Source organism: Streptomyces sp. NPDC012935 (assembly GCF_042900345.1).
Classification (GTDB): domain Bacteria; phylum Actinomycetota; class Actinomycetes; order Streptomycetales; family Streptomycetaceae; genus Streptomyces.
Genome location: NZ_JBIBBC010000007.1, coordinates 1 through 19527, shown reverse-complemented (window position 1 = coordinate 19527; position 19527 = coordinate 1). Strand labels below are relative to the sequence as shown.

The following is a 19527-nucleotide window of genomic DNA, read 5'->3' as shown; positions in this document are numbered from 1 at the left end:
CCTACGCCCCCCGGTCCTCGGGCTGTACGACCCCTCGAACACGCAGGTCGTAGGACCAGCGGCCGATCGCGGACCGGCCAAAACTCGGTGGGCAGTGTCAGTGCCGATCCGTAGGCTCGCTGCTGATGGTGACGACACGTGCAACCGCCGAGGACAGCCCTGACCGATCCGAGCGATCCGACCGATCCGCCGTGCGGACGCTGTTGCGTCTGTGGCCGTACGTGCGGCCCGTGCGGGTGCGGTTGTTCAGTGCTGCCTTCGTGGCGATCGTCGCCTCCTGCCTGTCGCTGGTCATTCCGCTCGTCCTGAAGTGGATGGTGGACGGGCCCGTCGCGGACCGTGATCCGGCCGGGGTCTGGCTCGGGGCGCTGTATCTGCTCCTGCTCGGGTTCGCGGAGGCGCTGCTGTTCGGGGTGCGGCGGTGGCTGGTGGCCCGACCGCTGGCCGGGGTCGAGGCGGGGATGCGCGCGGATCTGTACCGGCACCTGCAGCGGCTGCCGGTGGCCTTCCACGACCGGTGGGCGTCGGGCCAGCTGCTGTCGCGGGGCACGACCGACCTGATGCTGCTGCGGATGTTCCTCGCGTTTCCGCTGACGTTCCTGCTGGTCAACGCCGTGACGATCCTCGTGGGCGTGATCATCATGCTGCTCCAGGACTGGACGCTGGGGCTGGTGATCCTGATCCCGGCGGTGCCCGTGATGGTCACCTGCGTGATCTTCGAGAAGCGGTACGCCACGGTGGCGCGCCGCGCGCAGGACCAGGTGGGCGATCTGACGACGGTCGTCGAGGAGAGCGTGCTCGGCATCCGGATCATCAAGGGGTTCGGCCGGCACCGCAGCCAGGCCCGCGCGTTCCGCGAACTGTCGCGGACCCTGCGTGGCACGGAACTGCGCAAGGCCCGGCTCCTCGCCACGATCTGGGGCGTCATCGTGACGCTGCCCGAGGTGGCCATCGGGGCGGCACTGGTGCTGGGCGCGATCCAGGTGGCGGACGGTCACCTGTCGGCGGGCACGCTGGTGGCCTTCCTGTCAACGGCACTCGCGCTCCGCTGGCCCGTCGACTCGATCGGTTTCCTGCTGGCGATGAGCCAGGAGGCGGCTACGGCGACCGAGCGGTACTTCGAGGTGATGGACGCCGAGCAGGAGCAGCCGGTCGCGGCTGGTACCACTGCGCCGGCCGCCACCGCTACCGGCTCAACTGGTCTCAAGGACAGGGGACTCCGCTTCCACGACGTCTCGTTCCGCTACCCCGACGCCCCCACCGGCTCCCCTCCCGTCCTCACCCGCATCGACCTCCACGTCCGCCCCGGCGAGTCCATGGCCCTGGTCGGCGCGACGGGCAGCGGCAAGACCACCCTCACCGCCCTCGTCCCCCGCCTCCACGAGGTGACATCCGGCCACATCACCCTCGACGGCAAGGACATCGCCGAACTGCCCCGAGACACGCTGCGCGAACTCGTCGCCGTCGCCTTCGAGGAGCCCACCCTCTTCTCGGCCAGCGTCGCGGAGAACGTGCTGATGGGGGCCTCGGCCGGCGCGGGAGAACCCGAGTTGGAGCGGGCGCTCGGCGTCGCGCAGGCCGACTTCGCGCACGCCCTGCCGCACGGCACCGGCACCCAGGTCGGCGAGCAGGGCCTCAGCCTCTCCGGCGGCCAGCGACAGCGACTGGCGCTCGCACGGGCGGTGGTCGGAAGGCCCCGCTTCCTGGTGCTGGACGACCCCTTGTCCGCCCTGGACGTGCACACCGAGGCCGCCGTCGAGGCCGCTCTGCGGGACGTGCTCGCGCAGACCACCGCCCTGATCGTCGCCCACCGCCCCTCCACCGTGCTCCTCGCGGACCGCGTCGCCCTGCTCTCCGGCGGCCGTATCGCCGCCGTCGGCACCCATCACGAACTGCTGCGCACGAACGCCGAATACGCCCACCTCATGGCCGGGACCGAGGAGGCCGACCGATGACGGCGACGACCGCCACCGCACCGGGCAGGGAAGAGCCGGACAAGGAAGAGCCGGCCGGGAAAGGGCCCGAATCCCCCCGGCCCGACGACCCCTTCGACCACGACGTCCTGCCCACTCCGCCGGGCGCCACCGCCGCCCTGCTGCGCTCCCTGCTGGCCCCGATGAAGGCGCGCGTCGCCGTCACCACACTGCTCCTGCTGCTCCAGCAGGCGGCGGTGCAGGCGGGCCCGCTGCTGGTGGCGTACGCGATCGACACGGCCGTGCCGGCGTTCCGCCGCGACGATCTCGGGCCGCTGGTCGCGGTCGGGGCCGGCTATCTGCTGTGTGCGGTGGTGTCCGGCGTGCTGCAGTACGCGTTCATCCTGCTCTCCGCCCGCGTCAACCAGGACGTGCTGCTCGACCTGCGCGGCCGTATCTTCCGCCACGCCCAGGCACTGAGCCTCGACTTCCATGAGCGCTACACGTCAGGGCGGCTCATCTCGCGCTCCACGACGGACGTGGAGTCCCTGCGGGAGCTGCTCGACGAAGGCCTGCAGGAGCTCGTCACCGTCATCCTCTCGTTCGTCTACATCTCGGCGATGCTGCTCTGGCTCGACCTCGGCCTCGGTGCGGTCGCCGTGGCCTCCTTCGCGCCGCTGTATCTCCTCGTACGGCTCTACCGGCGGCGCGCCGCGCGCGTGTACACCGTGCGCTCGACCGCGATCGCCGCCGTGATCGTGAAGTTCGTCGAGACGATGAACGGCATCCGCCCGGTGCGCGCCTTCCGCCGCGAGGCCGTCAACGACGCCGACTTCCGGGTCCTCAACACCCGGCACGAGCGGACGAACGGCGACGCGCTGCTGGAGATGGCCCGTTACGTCACCGGCTCCCGGCTCGTCGCCAACACGGCCGTCGCGGGGATCGTGCTGTGGGGTGCCTACCGGGTCGCGGGCGGCACGCTCGCCCTCGGCGTGCTGGCGGCGGCGGTGCTGTATCTGCGGCGGCTGTACGACCCGATCGACCGGCTCGGCATGTTCCTCAACTCGTACCAGTCGGCGGCGGCCTCCCTGGAGAAGATCGCCGGACTGCTCGCCCAGACCCCGTCCGTGCCCGAGCCGCAGGCTCCCCGGCAGCTTCCGGCCCTCGAGTCGGCACACCCCGGCCGCGAGGTCGTCTTCGACGGCGTCCGGTTCGGCTACCGCACCGGCGGCGAGGTGCTGCCCCGCTTCGACCTCACGTTCCCGGCCGGCCAGACGGTCGCGGTCGTGGGCTCCACGGGCGCCGGCAAGTCGACGCTGGCCAAGCTGCTCGCCCGCTTCTACGACCCCTCGGACGGCCGGGTCCTCCTCGACGGCGTCGACCTGCGCGAGCTCGCCGTGCCGGAACTGCGGCGTGGGGTGGTGATGGTGACGCAGGAGGCGTTCCTGTTCTCCGGCACGGTCGCCGAGAACATCGCCATCGGCCGCCCCGACGCCACCCGCGAGGAGATCGAGCAGGCGGCGAAGGCCATCGGCGCGCACGACTTCATCAGCTCGCTCCCCGACGGCTACGACACCGACGTACGCAAGCGGGGCGGCCGGATCTCCGCCGGTCAGCGCCAACTGGTCGCGTTCGCCCGGGCGTTGCTCGCCGACCCGGCCGTACTGATCCTCGACGAGGCGACCAGCTCCCTCGACATCCCCGGCGAACGGGCCGTGCAGCGCGCGATGTCGACTGTGCTGCACGGGCGCACGGCGGTCGTCATCGCCCACCGGCTGTCCACGGTCGAGATCGCGGACCGCGTGCTGGTCATGGAGCACGGGCAGATCGTCGAGGACGGCACACCTGCCGAACTCGTCGCGGGGACCGGCAGGTTCGCGGATCTGCATCGGGCGTGGCGGGACAGTCTGGCGTAGTCGAGCGGCACGAGGGACGACGAACGGGGTACGGGCACGATGATCGACGCGTACGAGGATCCGGGGACACCCGACTGCCGCGGCGGATGGCGATATCTGTGGTGGCTCGTCATGCGCCAGTCCATGCGGTCCGCCATGGGGGCGCTGATCTCCAGCGTGTGGATGGTACTGCTGGCGGCGACCCCGTACCTGATGTCCCGTGCCGTCGACGACGGGCTGGCGGCCGGTGACCAGGGCGCGTTGGCGGGGTGGACGGGTGCGCTGGTCGCGGTGGGGGCGTTCAACGCCTGGCTGAGCATCATGCGGCACCGCACGATGACGCGGGTGCGGATGGACAGCAACTTCCGCACGGTCAAGGTGCTGATCGGCCATGCGGTGCGACTGGGTGCCACGCTGCCGCGCCGGATCGGGGCCGGGGAGGTCGTCACGATCGGGGTGGGCGACGTCCAGACCATCAGCCAGTCCCTGACCGTCGTCGGCCCGGGTGTCGGCGCTGTCGTCGCCTATCTGGTGGTCGCCGGTCTGCTGGTGTCGGTGTCGGTGCCGATCGCCGTCGTGGTGCTGCTCGGGATGCCGCTGGTCGGCGTGCTCGTCGGGCCGCTGCTGGGGCGGTTGCAGGGCACGGAGACGGAGTACCGGGAGCGGCAGGGCGTACTGACCGCACGCATCGCCGACCTCGCGGGCGGCCTGCGCGTCCTCAACGGCCTCGGCGGCAAGGGCCTGGTGGCCGACGCCTTCCACCGCGACTCGCAGCGGCTGCGGGCCCAGGGCTACCGGGTCGGGGCGGTGACCAGCTGGGTGCAGGCGCTCGGCGTGGGACTGCCCACGCTGTTCCTGGCCGTGGTGACCTGGCTGGCGGCGCGGCTGGCCGCCCAGGGCAGCATCACCGTGGGTGAGTTGGTCGCGGTGTACGGGTATGTCGCCGTGCTGGTGGGGCCGGTGGCGTTCTTCATCGAGTGCGGCTACCAGGTCAGCCGTGGCGTGGTGGCGGCGCGGCGGGTCGTGGGGTTCCTGCGGCTGGAGCCCATGGCGGACACCGGCACGCGGGACGCGCCGGCGGAGCCGGCGACCCTGCACGACCCCACGTCCGGGGTGCGGGTGCCGCCCGGCCGGCTCACCGCACTGGCCGCCGCGCTGCCGGCCGACGCCACGGCCGTCGTCGACCGCCTGGGCCGCTACGTCCCGTCGGCGGCGACCTGGGGCGAAGTGCCCCTGAGCGAGATCGCGTTACCGCAGGTCCGGGCGCGCATCCTGGTCGCCGACCATGAGGCCGACCTGTTCGCGGGCACGCTGCGCGAGCTGGTGGCCGCCGGGTCCGCGGACCGGGACGAGCGGGCGATCACGCGAGCGGTGCACACGGCGGTCGCCGAGGACATCGTCCGTGGCCTCCCCGACGGCCTCGACACCCCGATCGACGCCCAGGGCCGCAACCTCTCCGGCGGCCAACGCCAGCGCGTCCGCCTGGTCCGCACACTGCTGGCGGACCCGGAGGTGCTGCTGGCGGTGGAACCGACGTCGGCACTGGACGCCCACACCGAGGCACGTGTCGCCGAACGCCTGCACACGACGAGACGGGGCCGTACGACCCTGGTGACGACGACGTCCCCGTTGGTCCTGGCCCGAGCGGACACGGTCCACTACCTGGTCGACGGCAAGGTGGCGGCCACGGGCACCCATCACGAGCTGCTGGAAGGGGAGCCGGGCTACCGGTCCTTGGTGGCCCGGGACGAAGACGCCGAGGAGCTTGCCAAGTGACGGAAGCCAAACGCCCCTCAGGGGCGCGGGGCAGTATCGACAAGCGGCTCCGCCGCGGGGCGCGACAAGCCACGAAGCACCCGCACCCGGCACGCAACCCCAAGTCCCGAGCTCGTAGCCGCACAACCCTCCCCATCGCCGAACGGCAAGACGTCCGCAGAGCCACCGCACGCCTGATCCGAGCCGACGCCCGCTCCTTCACAGCGGTACTCGCCCTGAACTCCCTCGCGGCGCTCGCCGGCCTGGCAAGCCCCTGGCTGGTGGGCCGCATCATCGACGAAGTCAGACGCGGCGCAGGCGTCACGACCGTGGACAAACTCGCCCTGGCCATCCTGACAGCCGCAGCGGCCCAGCTGTTGCTGGCCCGCTGGGCCCGCTACGTAGGCCACCGCTTCGGCGAACGCACCCTCGCCCGCGTCCGCGAGGAGTTCGTGAACCGCACGCTGGCGCTGCCCGCGTCGGTCGTGGAGCGGGCCGGCAGCGGCGACCTGACGGCGCGCGGCACCGCCGACGTGGCGGCCGTCGGCACCACCCTGCGCGACGCCGGTCCCGAGCTGCTCATCAACTCCGTACAGGTCCTGTTCCTGCTGGGCGCCGTGTTCGCGCTCGACCCCCTGCTCGGCGCCTGCGGTCTGCTCGGCCTCGGCGGCCTGTGGCCGGTGCTGCGCTGGTATCTGCGCCGCGCCCGCACCGGCTACCTCGCCGAGGGTGCGGCCACCTCGGACGTCGCGGAGATCCTCGCGGCCACCGCGTCCGGCGCTCGCACCGTGGAGGCGCTGCGCCTGGAGCGGCGGCGGGTGACGGCGAGCCGGGACGCCCTGGAGCAGTCCCGCCGGACCCGCCTGCACACGCTCTTCCTGCGCACGGTGTTCTTCCCGTCGGTCGAGATCGCCTATCTCGTCCCCGTGGCGACAGTCCTGCTCGTCGGCGGGGCACTGCACGCGCGGGGCACCATCAGCCTGGGCACCGTGGTCGCGGCGGCGCTGTACCTGCAGCAGATGGTCGGTCCGCTGGACGAGATCCTGATGCGGGTCGAGCAACTCCAGAGCGGCGGCGCCTCGTTCGCCCGCGTGGAGGGCCTGGCCCGCGCCCCGCAGGCGACGGACGCCGACTCCCCCACCCCCACGGACGACCGCATCGACGTGGCCGGCGTGCGCTACGCCTACGACCGCGGCGGCGAGGTCCTCAGCGATGTCGACCTGACCGTACGGCCGGGGGAACGGCTGGCGGTGGTCGGCCCGTCCGGTGCCGGCAAGACGACCCTGAGCCGGCTGCTCGCCGGTGTCGACGCACCGACCGCCGGCTCGGTGACGGTCGGCGGCGTCCCGGTCGTCGCGCTCGGCCCGGAGCAGCTGCGCCGTCAGGTCGTCCTGGTCACCCAGGAGCACCACGTCTTCCTCGGCACGGTCCGCGACAACCTCCGTATCGCCGAGCCCTCCGCCACGGACGAGGAGGTGTGGGCGGCCCTCACCGCGGTCGGCGCCGACACGTGGGTACGACAACTGCCCGACGGCCTCGACACGGCGCTGGGCGACGGCAGCCACGGCACGGACGACTCGCAGGCCCAGCAGCTGGCCCTTGCCCGCGTGGTGCTGGCCGACCCGCACACCCTGATCCTCGACGAGGCGACGGCACTGCTCGACCCCACGACCGCCCGGCACACCGAGCGCGCCCTGGCCGCCGTACTGCAGGGCCGTACCGTCATCGCCATCGCCCACCGCCTGCACACCGCGCACGACGCGGACCGCGTGGCCGTGATGGAGAACGGCCGCCTCACCGAGCTCGGCACCCACGACGAGCTGGTCGGGGCGGACGGGGCGTACGCGGCGCTGTGGCGGTCCTGGCACGGGGAGCGGCCCGCCTCGCCCGGAACGGCGCAGGCCTGATCAGGCGATCTATGCTCGATGCCAGCACTGTCCGCTTCTCCTGGGGAAGTCCGTTGAACTTCTGGTCGCTCTACCAGCACGGCTTCGCGCGCGTCGCCGCGTGCACCGGCCACACCGTCATCGCCGACCCGCACGCCAACGCGGAAGCGGTGCTGCGGCAGGCGCGCCGGTGCGCGCAGGAGGGCGTCGCCGTCGCCGTCTTCCCGGAGCTGGGCCTGACCGGGTACTCGATCGAGGACCTGCTGCTCCAGGACGCGGTGCTCGACGAGGTGGAGCAGGCGCTCCAGTCGGTCGTGGCCGGGTCGGCGGACCTGCTTCCGGTGCTGGTCGTGGGCGCTCCGCTGCGCCACCGCCACCGCATCTACAACTGCGCGGTGATCGTGCACCGCGGCCGGATCCTCGGTGTCGCGCCCAAGTCGTACCCGCCGAACTACCGGGAGTTCTACGAGCAGCGGCAGATCGCGTCCGGCGAGGACGAGCGCGGCGGGACGATCCGGGTCGGCGACGCTGAGGTGCCGTTCGGCGTGGACCTGCTCTTCGCGGCGCAGGACGTCCCCGGTCTCGTGCTGCACGCGGAGATCTGCGAGGACATGTGGGTGCCGGTGCCGCCGAGTGCGGAGGCCGCCCTGGCCGGCGCGACCGTGCTGGCCAACCTCTCGGGCAGCCCGATCACGGTCGGGCGGGCCGAGGACCGGCGGCTGCTGTGCCGCTCGGCGTCCTCGCGCTGTCTCGCGGCGTACGTGTACTCGGCGGCCGGTCTGGGTGAGTCGACCACCGACCTGTCCTGGGACGGGCAGACCATGATCTACGAGAACGGCGCCCTGCTGGCGGAGACGGACCGGTTCTCGCCCGACGAGCAGTACGCGGTCGCCGACGTCGACCTCGACCTGCTGCGCCAGGAGCGGCAGCGGATGGGCACGTTCGACGACAACCGGCGCACGCACGCCGGGCGCACCGGTGACTTCCGGCGGGTGGACTTCCGGCTCGACCCGCCGGCGGCGGACCTGGGTCTCAAGCGCCGGGTCGAGCGTTTCCCGTTCGTGCCGGCCGACGCCGAGCGCCTGGCCCTGGACTGCTACGAGGCGTACAACATCCAGGTCGCGGGCCTCCAGCAGCGGCTGAGCGCGATCGGCGGCCCCAAGGTGGTCATCGGGGTGTCCGGCGGGCTGGACTCCACGCACGCGCTGATCGTCGCCGCCCGGGCGATGGACCGTGCGGGCCGCCCGCGCAGCGACATCCTGGCGTTCACCCTGCCGGGCTTCGCCACCAGCGACCACACCAAGGGCAACGCCCACAAGCTGATGAACTCGCTCGGCGTCACCGCGGCCGAGCTGGACATCACGCCGACGGCGCGGCTGATGCTTCAGGAGATGGGCCACCCGTTCGCGTCCGGCGAGCCGGTGTACGACGTCACCTTCGAGAACGTGCAGGCCGGCCTGCGCACCGACTACCTGTTCCGCCTCGCCAACCAGCGCGGCGGCATCGTGCTCGGCACCGGCGACCTGTCGGAGCTGGCGCTGGGCTGGTCCACGTACGGCGTGGGCGACCAGATGAGCCACTACAACGTCAACGGCGGGGTGCCGAAGACGCTGATCCAGCACCTGATCCGCTGGGTCATCACCAGCGGCCAGTTCGACGAGGAGACCGGCGAGACGCTGGCCGCGATCCTGGACACGGAGATCAGCCCGGAGCTGGTGCCGGGCGAGGAGATGCAGTCGACCGAGTCGAAGATCGGCCCGTACGCGCTGCACGACTTCACGCTCTTCCAGGTGCTGCGGTACGGCTTCCGGCCCTCGAAGATCGCCTTCCTGGCCTGGCACGCCTGGCACGACCCGGACGCCGGCGCGTGGCCGCCCGGTTTCCCCGAGGCCAAGCGGGTGGCGTACGACCTGGCGGAGATCAGGCGCTGGCTGGAGGTCTTCTGCCGTCGCTTCTTCGCGTTCGCACAGTTCAAGCGCTCGGCGATGCCGAACGGGCCGAAGGTGTCGGCCGGCGGTTCGCTGTCCCCGCGCGGCGACTGGCGGGCGCCGTCCGACGGCAACGCGGCTGCGTGGCTGCGCGATCTCGCGCGCTTCGACGACTGATGCGTCTGATCCGTTTATCGAACGTGAACTCCCGGACAACGAACGATTTCTGGCCAACTTCCTGACGCGGTCCTGACAGAAACCGCAACCACCTGCCACTCTTCCCACGGCCGCGACACAGCAACCCCACAGCACCGTCACACCGCGGTGCCCGCGGCCGAGCTCCCGCACGCGCACGTCGTTCTGCGTACCACTTGCTCTGCCCGGACGGCCCACCCGCCGGCCGGTCTCCCCTGGCCGCGTGATCCGCGGCCGCGCAGAAGGAGTCAGTGTTGAGAGACAGTTCCTCCCACAGACGCACCTCCCACACGTCGCGTCACACCACGCACCGCCGGGCCGCCGCCGTCGCCCTCGTCGGCGTCTCCGCCCTGATCGCGGCGGCCGTCCAGTCGGGCGCCGCCACCGCAGCCCCGGAGAAGGCACCGTCGGCCGCGGGCAAGGTCATACCGGGCGCCGAGTCGGTCAAGCTGTCCCCCGCCCAGCGCGCCGAGCTGATACGCGAGGCCAACGCCGGCAAGGCGGACACCGCGAAGGACCTGGGCCTCGGAGCCAAGGAGAAGCTGGTCGTCCGTGACGTCGTCAAGGACGGCAACGGCACGGTCCACACCCGCTACGAGCGCACCTACGACGGCCTGCCCGTCCTCGGCGGCGACCTCGTCGTCGAGACGGCCAAGTCAGGCGCGACCGAGGCCGTCGTCAAGGCGACCCGGGCCGCCATCAAGCCGGCCACCACCACCGCCGCCGTTCCCGCCGCCAAGGCCAAGGAGCAGGCGCTGGCCGCGGCGAAGGCGGAGAAGGCCAAGAGCCCGGACGTCAACAAGGCGCCCCGCAAGGTGATCTGGGCCGCGAACGGCAAGCCGACCGTGGCGTACGAGACGGTCGTCGGCGGCTTCCAGCACGACGGCACCCCGCAGGAACTGCACGTCGTCACCGACGCCACCACCGGCGCGAAGCTGTACGAGTGGGAGGCCATCGAGACCGGCACCGGCAACACGGTCTACAGCGGCACGGTCACCCTGGGCACCACCCAGTCCGGGTCGACGTACAACCTCACGGACGGCGCGCGCGGCGGCCACAAGACGTACAACCTGAACCGCGGCACCTCCGGCACCGGCACCCTCTTCTCCGGCCCCGACGACGTCTGGGGCAACGGCAGCCCGTCCAACCTGGAGTCGGCCGGTGCGGACGCGCACTACGGCGCCGCGCTGACCTGGGACTACTACAAGAACGTGCACGGGCGCAGCGGCATCCGCGGCGACGGTGTGGGCGCGTACTCGCGGGTCCACTACGGCAACAACTACGTCAACGCGTTCTGGTCCGACAGCTGCTTCTGCATGACGTACGGCGACGGCTCGGGCAACGCCAACCCGCTGACGTCGATCGACGTGGCCGCGCACGAGATGACCCACGGGCTCACCTCGAACACGGCCGGCCTGATCTACAGCGGCGAGTCCGGCGGTCTGAACGAGGCCACCTCCGACATCTTCGGCTCGACCGTCGAGTTCTTCGCCAACAACTCCTCCGACGTGGGTGACTACCTCATCGGCGAGGAGATCAACATCAACGGCGACGGCACCCCGCTGCGCTACATGGACAAGCCGAGCAAGGACGGCGCGTCCAAGGACAGCTGGTACTCGGGCATCGGCTCGATCGACGTGCACTACTCGTCGGGCCCCGCGAACCACTTCTTCTACCTGCTGAGCGAGGGCAGCGGCACCAAGACGATCAACGGTGTCACGTACAACTCGGCCACGTCGGACGGCCTTCCGGTCACCGGGATCGGCCGGGACAAGGCGGAGAAGATCTGGTTCCGCGCGCTCACCACGAAGTTCACGTCCACGACCAACTACGCGGGCGCCCGCACCGGCACCCTCGCGGCCACCGGTGAGCTCTACGGCACCGACAGCGCCGAGTACAAGGCGGTCCAGGACGCGTGGGCGGGCATCAACGTCGGCTCCCGGCCCGGCGGAGGCGGCGGCACGTCCTTCGAGAGCGGAACCGACGTGGCGATCCCGGACCGGGGCGCGGCGGTCACGTCGCCGATCACCGTCTCCGGGCGGACCGGCAACGCACCGTCCAACCTCCAGGTCGCCGTGGACATCGTCCACACCTACATCGGTGACCTCAAGGTGGATCTGGTGGCCCCCGACGGTACGGCGTACACGCTGAAGGGCTACGGCACCGGCGGCAGCGCGGACAACCTCAACGCCACCTACACCGTGAACGCGTCCTCCGAGGTCGCCAACGGCGTCTGGCAGTTGCGGGTCCAGGACAACGCGGCCATCGACACCGGTTACATCAACAGCTGGAAGCTGACCTTCCCGTAGGCCAGTTGACGGTCTGACCCAGACAGGGCGTCGTCTCGGTGGGTTCAACTCCCGCCGGGACGGCGCCCGTTCACGTTTCTGAAACATTCACCCAACAGTCAAATCTTTGCCAACATCATCGCCCGCTCCTGACATGTACGCGCCCCAGGTGTCACGCTTCCCCCACCCGCCGCACCAGCACCACTGCACTTCCCCCACAAAAGGAGCTCGTGTGACCCCCCTCTACGCGCGTCGCAAGCGCACCACCCTGGCCATCGCCACCACCGTGGCCGCCGGGGCCCTCCTCACCACCGCGCTGACCACCGGTGGTTCGGCCGCAGCGGCCCCCGCAGGTGCCGGTACCAAGGCCGCCCCGCTCGCCGTACCGGTCGCGCTCGCCCCCGCGGCCCGCACCACCCTCATCAAGGACCAGCAGGCCAAGGCGGCCGACACCGCGGACGAAATAGGCCTCGGCACCCAGGAGAAGCTGGTCGTCAAGGACGTCGTCAAGGATGCCGACGGCTCGGTCCACACCCGCTACGAGCGCACCTATGCGGGCCTGCCCGTCCTCGGCGGCGACCTGGTCGTCCACGAGTCGGCGTCCGGCGCGAGAGCGGGCGTGACCAAGGCGACGAAGGCCACGATCAAGGTCGCCTCGCTGAAGCCGGCGATCACCGCGGCCAAGGCCGAGGGCCAGGCGGTCTCGCTCGCCAAGTCGGCCGGCTCGAAGAAGACCGAGGCGGACAAGGCCCCCCGCAAGGTGATCTGGGCCGCGAACGGCAAGCCGACCCTCGCCTACGAGACGGTCGTCGGCGGCCTCCAGGACGACGGCACCCCGAACGAGCTGCACGTGATCACCGACGCCGCCACCGGCAAGAAGCTGTTCGAGTACCAGGGCATCGAGACCGGCAGCGGCAAGAGCCTGTACTCGGGCACGGTCACGCTCGGCACGACCAAGTCGGGCTCGACGTACCAGCTCTACGACACCACGCGCGGCGGCCACAAGACGTACAACAAGGCCCGCAGCACCAGTTCCTCCGCCGGAACGCTGTTCACCGACGCGGACGACACGTGGGGCACCGGCAGCGCCTCCAGCTCCTCCACCGACCAGACGGCCGCCGTCGACGCGGCCTACGGCGCGCAGGAGACCTGGGACTTCTACAAGGAGACCTTCGGCCGCAGCGGCATCAAGAACGACGGCAAGGCCGCGTACTCCCGCGTCCACTACGGCAACGCCTACGTCAACGCGTTCTGGGACGACAGCTGCTTCTGCATGACGTACGGCGACGGCGAGGGCAACACCAACCCGCTGACGTCGATCGACGTGGCCGCGCACGAGATGACCCACGGCGTCACCTCCAACACCGCGGGCCTGAACTACAGCGGCGAGTCGGGCGGCCTGAACGAGGCCACCTCCGACATCTTCGGCACGGCGGTGGAGTTCTTCGCCAACAACTCCGCCGACGTCGGTGACTACCTCATCGGCGAGGAGATCGACATCAACGGCGACGGCACCCCGCTGCGCTACATGGACAAGCCGAGCAAGGACGGCGCGTCCAAGGACAGCTGGTCGTCCTCGCTGGGCGGCCTGGACGTGCACTACTCGTCGGGCCCCGCGAACCACTTCTTCTACCTGCTGTCGGAGGGCAGCGGCGCGAAGACGATCAACGGGGTGAGCTACAACTCCCCGACCTCCAACGGCTCGACGGTCACAGGCATCGGCCGCGCCAAGGCCGCCGCGATCTGGTACAAGGCCCTGACCGAGTACATGACGTCGACGACGAACTACAAGGCCGCCCGCACGGCGACCCTGAGCGCGGCGTCCGCCCTGTACGGCTCCACCAGCACGGAGTACAAGACGGTGGCGGCCGCCTGGTCGGCCATCAACGTCAGCTGACACCGCGCGTGGTTGCAGGGGCGGCACCCGGGAGGAAGGCATCCCCGGGTGCCGCCCTACGCTTGGGCCCATGTCCTTCACGTACGACGACGTCGGCGCGACCCGGGAGAACGGCTTCTGCCCGCCCGGCTTCCACCCCCTGCACGTGCGCAGCCGCATAGGCGAGGGCGAGGAGGTCTTCCGCAGAGCCTCCGAAGCGGTCATGACCTGGGAGATGCACCGCTCGATGGGCGTCGGCATAGAGGCGTCGGCCGACCGCGCGGCCCCCGAGGTCGACGTCACGGTCACCCTGGCCGGGCTGATCAGGGCCCCGTGCCGGGTGGTCTGGACGGCGGAGGAGTACCGCCGGGTGGGCTGGGCGTACGGCACGCTTTCCGGTCATCCTGAGTGCGGCGAGGAGGCCTTCCTCGTGGACCGCACGGGGGACGGGACGGTGTGGCTGACCGTGCAGGCCTTCAGCCGCGCGGCCAAGTGGTACGCGCGCGCGGGGGGACCTGCGACAAGGGGGTTCCAGCACGCGTACGCGCGACGGTGCGGCAGTGTGCTGCGGCAGCTGTGCGAGGCCGAGGGGGACTGAGGGACACCGCAGCCCCCCTCGACGACGTCACCGCAGCAGGACCCCCGCCGCCCCCTCACCCACATCCTGGGAAGGCACCGCCACCAACCCGAGCTCCGCACTCGACGCCAGCAGCCGATGCGCCGGCAGGATCCGGACGGTGTAGCCGTAGGGACCCGTCCGGTCCAGGGACAGCGGGCCCTCGTACACCCAGCGGCCCTCCGGGTCCGGGCTCCCCATCGGCTTCAGCGGCACCGTCGAGGCGTCCGCGATGCGGTCCTGTGAGTCGACGCGGCCAGAGACCGCCTGGACCTCGACGTCCTCCGGCCCGAGGTCGCCGAGGCCCACGCGGACCCGGAGGCTGAGCGTCGAACCGAGTTCCGCGGTGGGGGTCGCCGCCGACGTCTCCACGTGGTCGACCGTGACGCCGTGCCAGGCCGAACGCACCCGCGCCTTCCAGTCCGCGAGCTCACGCGCCGCGTCCGGCGTCATCGCGCGGTGGGCGTGGGCGGCCGGGGTGTACAGGCGCTCCACGTACTCGCGGACCATCCTGCCCGCCAGGACCTTCGGGCCGAGCAGGGAAAGGGTCTGGCGGACCATCTCGATCCAGCGGTCCGGCAGGCCGCCCTGGCCCTGCTCGTAGAACCGCGGGGTCACCCGCTGCTCCAGCAGGTCGTACAGCGCCGCCGCCTCCACGTCGTCCCGGTGGTCCGGGTCCGTGCCCGTGCCGTCCGCCGTGGGGATGGCCCAGCCGAAGTCGGGCTGGAACCACTCGTCCCACCAGCCGTCCAGGACGGAGAGGTTGAGGCAGCCGTTCAGTGCCGCCTTCATGCCGGAGGTGCCGCAGGCCTCCAGGGGGCGCAGGGGGTTGTTGAGCCAGATGTCGCAGCCCGGGTAGAGCTTCTGGGCCATCGCCATGCCGTAGTCCGGGAGGAAGACGATCCGATGCCTGACCCGCGGGTCGTCGGCGAACCGCACCAGCTCCTGGACCAGCCGCTTGCCGCCGTCGTCCGCCGGGTGCGCCTTGCCCGCCACCACGATCTGGATGGGCCGCTCCGGGTGCAGCAGCAGGTCCATCAGCCGGTCGCGGTCCCGCAGCATCAGCGTCAGCCGCTTGTACGACGGGACCCGCCGCGCGAATCCGATCGTCAGGACGTCGGGGTCGAGGACGCCGTCGATCCAGCCCAGCTCGGCCGTGCCGGCGCCGCGTTGCCGCCAGGAGGTGCGCAGGCGGTCCCGTACCTCCGTCACCAACTGCTCGCGCAGGTTCCGGCGCAGCTCCCACACGTCCTGGTCGGGGATCTCCGCGACCGCGTCCCAGCGGTCCGAGCCGCCGACGGTCATGGCGTCCTCAGTGCGCTGGGCGCCGATCTGGCGGGCGCCGAGCCGGAAGACCTCGGGAGCGACCCAGGTCGGGGCGTGGACGCCGTTGGTCACGGAGGTGATCGGCACCTCGTCGGGGTCGAACCCCGGCCACAGGCCCGAGAACATCTCGCGGCTGACGTTGCCGTGGAGCAGCGAGACGCCGTTCGCACGCTGCCCCAGGCGCAGGCCCATCACCGCCATGTTGAACAGGTTGGGCTCGCCGCCCGGGTAGGTCTCCATGCCGAGCTGCAGGATCCGCCCGACCTCGATGTCCGGGAGCTCGGCGTCGGGGCCGAAGTGGTGGGCGACCAGCTCACGGTCGAAGCGGTCGATGCCGGCCGGGACGGGCGTGTGGGTGGTGAAGACCGTGCCGGCGCGGACGGCTTCCAGCGCCGGATCGAAGTCCATGCCCGCGGCGCAGAGTTCGGCGATGCGCTCCAGGCCGAGGAAGCCGGCGTGGCCCTCGTTGGTGTGGAAGACCTCGGGTTCGGGATGGCCGGTCAGACGGCAGTACGTCCGGACCGCCCGCACTCCTCCTATGCCCAGCAGCATCTCCTGCAGCAGCCGGTGCTCGCTGCCGCCGCCGTAGAGCCGGTCGGTCACGCCGCGTTCGCCGAGGTCGTTCTCCTCGACGTCCGAGTCGAGCATCAGCAGCGGGACGCGGCCGACCTGGGCGAGCCAGACGCGGGCGTGCAGCTGCCTGCCACCGGGCAGGGCGATGGAGACCTGGGCGGGGGTGCCGTCGGCTTCCTTCAGGAGCGCGACCGGCAGCTCGTTGGGGTCCAGGACCGGGTAGTGCTCCTGCTGCCAGCCGTCGCGCGACAGGGTCTGCCGGAAGTAGCCGTGCCGGTAGAGCAGGCCGACCCCGATGAGGGGTACGCCGAGGTCGCTGGCCGCCTTGAGGTGGTCGCCGGCCAGGATGCCGAGGCCGCCGGAGTACTGGGGCAGGGCGGCCGTGATGCCGAACTCGGGTGAGAAGTAGGCGACGGCGGTGGGCAGTTCGGACGACTGGTCCTGGTACCAGCGCTCGCCGGTGACGTAATCGTGCAGGTCACCGGCGACCGCGGCCAGCCGACGCAGGAAGCGGCGGTCCTCGGCCAGTTCCGCGAGCCGCCCGGGCGACACGCTGCCCAGCAGCCGTACGGGGTCGTTGCCCGAGGCGGCCCAGCACTCGGGGTCGACGGACTGGAAGAGATCGCGGGTCTCCGCATGCCAGGACCAGCGCAGGTTTCGCGCCAGATCGCTCAGGGGCCGGAGGGGTTCGGGGAGCACTGGACGGACGGTGAATCGACGGATCGCCTTCACATTCCACCTCGGGCAGCGCGTGGCAGGGGGACCCACGGCGGTGTGGGTCCCGTCATCGCCACCGACAGTATCGGTATGCGGGGGTTCGCAACCACCGTGCGTTTTTGTGGGTGTCAAGCGCGGCGAACAGAGCGCGTACGTCCGGAAAAAGCCGCAACCTTTACGGATTCCGGGTGCCCGGTATGGCCGATTCCGCCCCCGTAGGCCTCCTTGTGGCGACTTCTCACGCCACGAGAGGCTGACTGGTGGCGCACCGGCCCGAACGGGGTGCACCCCGTGGTCCAGGGCTGTGGTGCGCCGAGTTGAGGAGGGGAACTCACACCATGGCACGGACGCGCACACGGCGTCTGCGCCGGGCCGGTGGTCTGACTGCGGTGACCTGTGTCGTCGCGCTTTCGGCCACCACCATGCCCGCGCACGCCGCACCGGAGGGACAGATACTCGGCGCCGGGGACCCCGGCTCCGTCAGCGGCAGTTACCTGGTGACGCTCAAGGGGGGAACGACGGCTCCGTCGGCGGCCGGAAAGAGCCTCGCCGAGAAGTACGGGGCGAAAATAAGCCATACCTACGGCACGGTCCTCAACGGCTACGCCGTCCAGGCCGACGAGAGACAGGCCAGGCGGCTCGCGGCGGACTCCAAGGTCGCGTCGGTCGTCCAGGACACCCGGGTGACCCTGGACCACACGCAGAAGAATCCGCCGTCCTGGGGGCTGGACCGCATAGACCAGCGGAACCTGCCGCTGGACAGGAGCTACACCTGGCCGGAGTCGGCGGGCAGCGGTGTGACGGTGTACGTGATCGACACCGGCATCCGCATCTCGCACAAGGACTTCGGCGGCCGGGCGAGCTACGGGTGGGACTTCGTCGGCGACGACAGGACCGCGAGCGACGGCAACGGCCACGGCACCCATGTCGCCGGCACCATCGCGGGCAAGCAGTACGGCGTCGCCAAGAACGCCAAGGTCGTCGCCGTGCGGGTCCTCGACAACGCCGGCGGCGGCAGCACGGCCGACGTCATCGCCGGAATCGACTGGGTGACCAGGCACGCAAAGAAGCCTGCGGTCGCCAACGTCAGCCTCGGCGGCTACCGCAACACGCAACTGGACGCCGCCGTACGCAACTCCATCGCGTCCGGCGTGACCTACACGGTCGCGGCGGGCAACGACGGGCTGCCGGCCGGCCGGTACTCCCCCGCTGCCGTGCGGGAGGCGATCACCGTGGGCGCCACCGACAGAAAGGACGCACGGGCGGGCTTCTCCAACTTCGGTTCGGTTCTGGACGTATTCGCCCCGGGCGTGTCCATCACTTCGGCCTCGTATGCAAGTGACACCGGCAAGGCGACCTATTCGGGTACGTCGATGGCGTCGCCGCACACGGCGGGCGTGGCCGCGCTCTATCTGGCCGGCCATCCCAGGGCGAAACCCGCGCAGGTGTCCAAGGCGCTGGTGGCACAGGCCGCCTCCGGCAAGGTCTCCTGGCGGGGGCTCGGTTCGCCGGACAAACTCCTGCAGGTACCGGGCTCATAGCGGCCTCTTCACGCCGAATTACCGGCACCGGCCCCGTTCTTGAGGAACGGGGCCGGTCTTGTGTGTAGACATACGCGTGAGTAGTTAACAAAGTGCCGGATTGCGTACCCGAATAGGGTGGGAAGGCTCCAGCGGTACACCCCACCCGTGCGCCCCCGGGCGCGCGCCGGAACGACCACGCAGGACCCACCTCCCCACAGCCATCCGCCCACCCAAGATGACGCGGACAGGAGCGGTCATGCCCGCCATGCACCACCAGTCGTCCTCACCCCCGACGTCGCGCACCGAAGCACCCCCAGCCCCCCGCACCGTCACCGCCGACCCCGGACCGCCGGCTCCGGAGCGACCCTCCGCGCACGACACGGCGAGCGGTGTCGGGCGCATACCCGTCCTCGACGTCCGCCCGGTCGTCCAGCACGGGCGCAGGCCCGCGAAGGCCGTGTCCGGCGAGACCTTCGAGATCTCGGCGACCGTGTTCCGCGAGGGACATGACGCCGTCGCCGCCAATGTCGTACTGACCGACCCGGACGGCCGGCCCGGCCCGTGGACGCCGATGCGTGAACTCGCCCCGGGCACCGACCGCTGGGGCGCCACCGTCACCGCCGGCGACCCGGGCCGCTGGACCTACCGGGTCGAGGCCTGGGGCGACCCGGTGGCCACCTGGCGGCACCACGCCCAGATCAAGATCCCGGCCGGGATGGACACGGAACTGGTTCTGGAGGAGGGCGCGCGGCTGTACGGGCGTGCGGCAGCCGAGATCCCCGGGAGCGAGGGGCGGTCGGTTCTCCTCGCGGCCGTCGAGGCGCTGCGGGACGTGAACCGCCCTGCCGCCTGGCGGCTGGCGGCCGCGTTGACGCCCGAGGTCGACGCGGTGTTGGGGCGGTATCCGCTGCGGGACCTGGTCACCGCCTCGGACCCGCTGGCCCTGCTGGTGGAGCGGGAGCGGGCCCTGTTCGGCTCCTGGTACGAGTTCTTCCCCCGCTCCGAGGGCACCCCCGAGCAGCCCCACGGCACCTTC

Annotated in this window: 11 protein-coding genes; 10 read left to right on the top strand and 1 reads right to left on the bottom strand. The window is 71.3% G+C overall.

The window, feature by feature from the left end; all coding sequences use genetic code 11:
• Positions 1-125 precede the first annotated feature (125 nt).
• From ACFY5C_RS18600 to ACFY5C_RS18565, 8 genes are all read left to right on the top strand, one after another.
• Complete coding sequence (locus ACFY5C_RS18600) at positions 126-1955, top strand: ABC transporter ATP-binding protein (RefSeq protein WP_389445498.1); 1830 nt, start codon at positions 126-128, stop codon at positions 1953-1955.
• On the top strand, positions 1952-3829 hold the full coding sequence (locus tag ACFY5C_RS18595) for an ABC transporter ATP-binding protein (protein ID WP_389445496.1): 1878 nt from the start codon (positions 1952-1954) through the stop codon (positions 3827-3829). The genes ACFY5C_RS18600 and ACFY5C_RS18595 overlap by 4 nt, the downstream gene beginning before the upstream one ends.
• Positions 3830-3868: 39 nt before the next feature.
• Positions 3869-5584, top strand: coding sequence for an ABC transporter ATP-binding protein (locus ACFY5C_RS18590; RefSeq protein ID WP_389445494.1), 1716 nt, complete (start codon positions 3869-3871; stop codon positions 5582-5584).
• Between the two features lie 134 nt (positions 5585-5718).
• Positions 5719-7470, top strand: coding sequence for an ABC transporter ATP-binding protein (locus ACFY5C_RS18585; protein WP_389446101.1), 1752 nt, complete (start codon positions 5719-5721; stop codon positions 7468-7470).
• Between the two features lie 53 nt (positions 7471-7523).
• Entirely contained in the window at positions 7524-9554 is a 2031-nt protein-coding gene (locus tag ACFY5C_RS18580; protein WP_389445493.1) for an NAD(+) synthase, read from the top strand.
• A gap of 272 nt (positions 9555-9826) precedes the next feature.
• A complete protein-coding gene (locus ACFY5C_RS18575; RefSeq protein WP_389445491.1) occupies positions 9827-11881 on the top strand; it encodes a M4 family metallopeptidase in 2055 nt (684 codons plus the stop codon).
• A 211-nt stretch (positions 11882-12092) separates the two neighbouring features.
• Entirely contained in the window at positions 12093-13757 is a 1665-nt protein-coding gene (locus tag ACFY5C_RS18570) for a M4 family metallopeptidase (RefSeq protein WP_389445489.1), read from the top strand.
• 70 nt (positions 13758-13827) lie between these two features.
• Positions 13828-14334, top strand: coding sequence for a DUF1990 family protein (locus ACFY5C_RS18565; RefSeq protein WP_389445488.1), 507 nt, complete (start codon positions 13828-13830; stop codon positions 14332-14334).
• Positions 14335-14361: 27 nt separating this feature from the next.
• On the opposite strand, the gene ACFY5C_RS18560 is transcribed toward ACFY5C_RS18565, so the two are convergent.
• Complete coding sequence (locus tag ACFY5C_RS18560; RefSeq protein ID WP_389445486.1) at positions 14362-16983, bottom strand: glycosyltransferase family 1 protein; 2622 nt, start codon at positions 16981-16983, stop codon at positions 14362-14364.
• Positions 16984-17306: 323 nt separating this feature from the next.
• On the opposite strand from ACFY5C_RS18560, the gene ACFY5C_RS18555 reads away from it, so the two are divergent.
• Both ACFY5C_RS18555 and ACFY5C_RS18550 read left to right on the top strand, forming a co-directional pair.
• Complete coding sequence (locus ACFY5C_RS18555; RefSeq protein ID WP_389445485.1) at positions 17307-18509, top strand: S8 family peptidase; 1203 nt, start codon at positions 17307-17309, stop codon at positions 18507-18509.
• 238 nt (positions 18510-18747) lie between these two features.
• On the top strand, positions 18748-19527 hold a 780-nt coding region (locus tag ACFY5C_RS18550; RefSeq protein WP_389445484.1), incomplete at its 3' end, for a maltotransferase domain-containing protein.